Source organism: uncultured Campylobacter sp., from assembly GCF_937890585.1.
Classification (GTDB): Bacteria; Campylobacterota; Campylobacteria; order Campylobacterales; family Campylobacteraceae; genus Campylobacter_A.
In genome coordinates, this window is record NZ_CALACG010000281.1 from 1 (window position 1) to 3,724 (window position 3,724).

General features: G+C 35.9%; 1 protein-coding gene. It reads left to right on the forward strand.

Annotated elements, in window-relative coordinates; all coding sequences use genetic code 11:
- The first annotated feature begins 14 nt into the window (after positions 1-14).
- Positions 15-3,569: an Mbeg1-like protein gene (locus tag Q0296_RS08505; RefSeq protein WP_298039331.1), complete on the forward strand. Its 3,555-nt coding sequence runs from the start codon at positions 15-17 to the stop codon at positions 3,567-3,569.
- Positions 3,570-3,724 lie beyond the last annotated feature (155 nt).

Sequence of the window (3,724 nt, forward strand, 5' to 3'; positions counted from 1 at the left end):
AGCAAGGACAAATAATGCAAACTAAAAAATCAAGCAAAAAGCTAATAAACTGCTTTAAAGACTATATAGATATCGCTGATGCTTCTTATGCTCTTTTGCATAATGTCTTTGAGAATGAAGAAGGAGAGCTAGATAGATTATCAAAAAAGCATGGGTTGGAAAATTTGCCAGAAAATACAATAAATTCATGTAAAAAAGAAGAGATTGATAATCCTGTTTGGAGATACTCGGACAATATACGACTTGACGATAAAATAACAGAAAATAATCAAACTAGACAATCAAGAATAAATAACCGTCGGATTGGTGATCCTACTGCTTATGCTTTAGCAATAGAAGCAAGATTTATGCAAGATAAAAAAATAACTAAGCCAGATAGTAAAAAAGATGTTACTTTGGATAATGATATAAGTAATTTTATAGACTTTCCAGTAGATGAAAATGGACAAGTGGTTGGAGATCCTTACATTTTTTACAAAAAAGAAGTCCACTCCCCTCGCACAAAGCTCTTTGTCAATCGCTACGAGCTAGTAAAACATATACCAAATCAAAAATCAGGCTTTAGCTCGACAGTGTTTTATGACACTGCCAAGTCAAACTATATCATAGGCTTTAGAGGAACTGAGATAAAGGGAAACGACTTTGTTGATGACTTTTTCATGGCTATTACCTCTAGGGCCATTATGCAGATATCTGCACTAACATCACTCCAATCAAGCATGGTTGAAGCTATAAATTCTCATAGTTTAAATTTAAATAGTGTGGATGGTGAGAATGAAAGCTCTTTAAATTTAAACCAAGAGCAAGTCTCTCATGGCCCTAAAGAGGTCATCCTCTCAGGTCACTCACTAGGCGGACACCTAGCGCAGATATATGCTGTTGCATTTAAAGATAGTGGAGTAAAAGAGCTATATACTTATAATGCTCCAGGAATTTATGGTGGGATAATTGGCTCAGCTTTTACTTGGGTGGTAAGGTTTCTTAGTCTTATAGCTAAAGGTATAGTAAGAGGGGTAAAGTATGTAGCAAGACTTGTTGATCCAGATGGCTTTTTAGGAAAGCTAGTAAATTCTGCTTTTAATAAGATAAAAGGCATGCTTGGTTTTAAGGATGACAAGAGCACGGTAAAAGAGTGCGTAAATGCAGTCGAGAAGAATGATAAGGCGTGCAAGACTCTTTCAAACAAAGATACAAGCCTAAATATAAAAAGAGCTAGCAAGGGTGATGATCTAGGTATAGAGATACATCATATAGAAAGTGTAAAGCAACGTATCAGTAAAAATGAGGATAGTTACACAAAAGACTGGCATGTAATGTGGGAGCCTACACTTTCTGTTATATCTGATCTTGGGTTTAAGCTGGGTGTCGGTATGGCTGATGAGATAGAGTATAAAAACACAGATAATAGACACTTGATCAATATACTAGTTAGGTCACACTCGCTAAAAGATAGTGTGATGGTCCTATACTTGATGTGTTATCTCTTAGAACATAAAGAAAACGCAAGAAAGATAGAGGGCAAGGATATAGCAAGTGCTCTAGACTATATAAATGAGTATATCCAGTCGCTTAAATTTAAACTAAGATGCATAAGGATGAAGCTAAATTTAGATGTGGATATAGATAGCATAAGTAACACCTCGATGCTTGATACGCCTTTATATATCTTCTATGCTTATCTAAATCTATTTTATGAGCAAGGGAAATTTAGCGATGATAAATTCAAACAAGATATGGTTGGATATATCATCGAAAATTTAGGAAAAAATATAGATAAAAATAGTGACAAAGAGGCTCACTTAGTTAAGCTTCTAGACGCCGAGGATATAGAGAAGCTAAATGCCTCGCAGATAGTAAGTAGTGCTAGAGCTGGTGATATAGATATGCTAGTGGCGATATGTGCTTTAAATTTATTTGTCTTTGATAAGAAGATAGAAAAAGACGAACTAGGCAAATACTTCGCTTATAACAAAAATATCTATAAGAGCATAACAACCCTGTGTGATAACAAGGTAGATATAGAGCTTGCTACTACGTATGTCAAAGATAGGATAGAGATACTAAAAAGCATAATAAGCCTAAAATATGCCGACTACAAAAAACTTGAAGAAAACGAGAATTTCTTAGCTAGCGTTAGCTCTAATGAGGCAAGCTCTAGCGATGAAGCGATAGTTATAGCGCATAAACCATCAACTTTAAGCAATAACGATATAGCGCGCAATAACAAACTAGCAACTGAGGATATAAGAGCTCTTGCAAATGAGAGCTTTGGGGATATCTTTCATAAAAAAGAAAACGCTCTTAGTGTAAGTGCCGAAGATAAAAGCATCATAGACGCGGCGGTCTTAAATGATATATTTAAACTAGATAGTAAAAGTATGGAGCAAAGAGTATATCTAGGTTCTATGCTTCTAAACACCGCCACTGAGCAATCAGACTATCCGCTATACTTTAAAAAAGAAGAGGACGGGGAGGAGTCAAATTCTAACCTACTAAGCTTCACTCATCAGCCAAGAGATGAGGAAAAAGACAAGGGAAGACTAAGTGTTAGCTATAAAAATTCACAGGCAAGCATACTAAACTACTCTTTGCTAAACAAAAGCCTAAATATAGACCTAAAACCAACAAACAAAGAGACCAAAGAGTCGCTTGAGAAGGCAAATGAGAGGATAAATTTAGAAAAGAAAAGTAGCGCGCTAAGTGCTGGCGGTACTGCCTTTGCTAATCCAATAATAGAAGATGACGTGGTAGTTTGCCCACATGGCGGCCATGTGATATTAAAAAGTAGAGCAGGCAGAAGCATAAGGTCAGATGATCAAGGCGTGATACTTGATATCGACTTTATCAACTCACCGATAGTTGGCTGCTCGGCACATAATCCTTGCACTAAGGTAGCATACGTACCAAGAGCTGCTCTAAGCATAAAAAGTATGAATAATCACTATGCTGTTATGCAAGACCTGGTGCCAGCGTGCCTAAGCAACACTAGCTCACCGCTAAGGTGCATAAAAAAAGAAAACAGGATAAAGCTAGCTCATAGTATAGGTAGCCCAACATCTGAAAACGATAATGCAGCGGTGCTAAATCCAAATTTAAACAAGCCAGTGATAAGACTTCATGTAAAATCAGCTCTTAATCAAGTAGATAACCTTGCTGTTTGCATATATAAGCTAAATGATGTGGAGCATAAAAACCAAGAGGGATTTAAAGAGATGGAGCTAAATTTAGATGAGGGCGGTGATGTAAAAGATAAGAAGCTAAAAGAGCATCTAAGCTCTCGCTTTAGAGAGGATAAATTTAGCATCTCATCGTTTAACTTCAAATACTCGCTCATGGATAAGAATTTCATCTTTATAACGCCTAAATATATAGAGGCTATATACAAAAATACAACGCTTCCAAAAAGCGGTATAGGATTTTTCCAGTTTGTAGATGATATAAGCGATGAGAGTAATCTTATCTATGTCACCCCAAGCAAGGCAAAGACGGTGGATATAAAATTTGCTTGTGGGCTTGATAGCAAATATAATGACGATATAAATACAACTAAAACAGTAGTGGTGGCTTAATAGTCTATGTTCAGTGAAAGAAAATCAAACGCCACCTTTAAACAATCTGTACGCCTTTTGAAATTTTCGTCACATAACCTTTCAATATTCTTAAGAAAATTTATATAATCCTTATAAAAAGCTTAGACGTTTTATCTGTAAAAATTAGTTTTTAG

Bases quoted from the DNA above. Each gene is read 5' to 3' on its own strand.
- Q0296_RS08505 (WP_298039331.1), top strand. From the start codon at position 15: ATGCAAACTAAAAAATCAAGCAAAAAGCTAATAAACTGCTTTAAAGAC.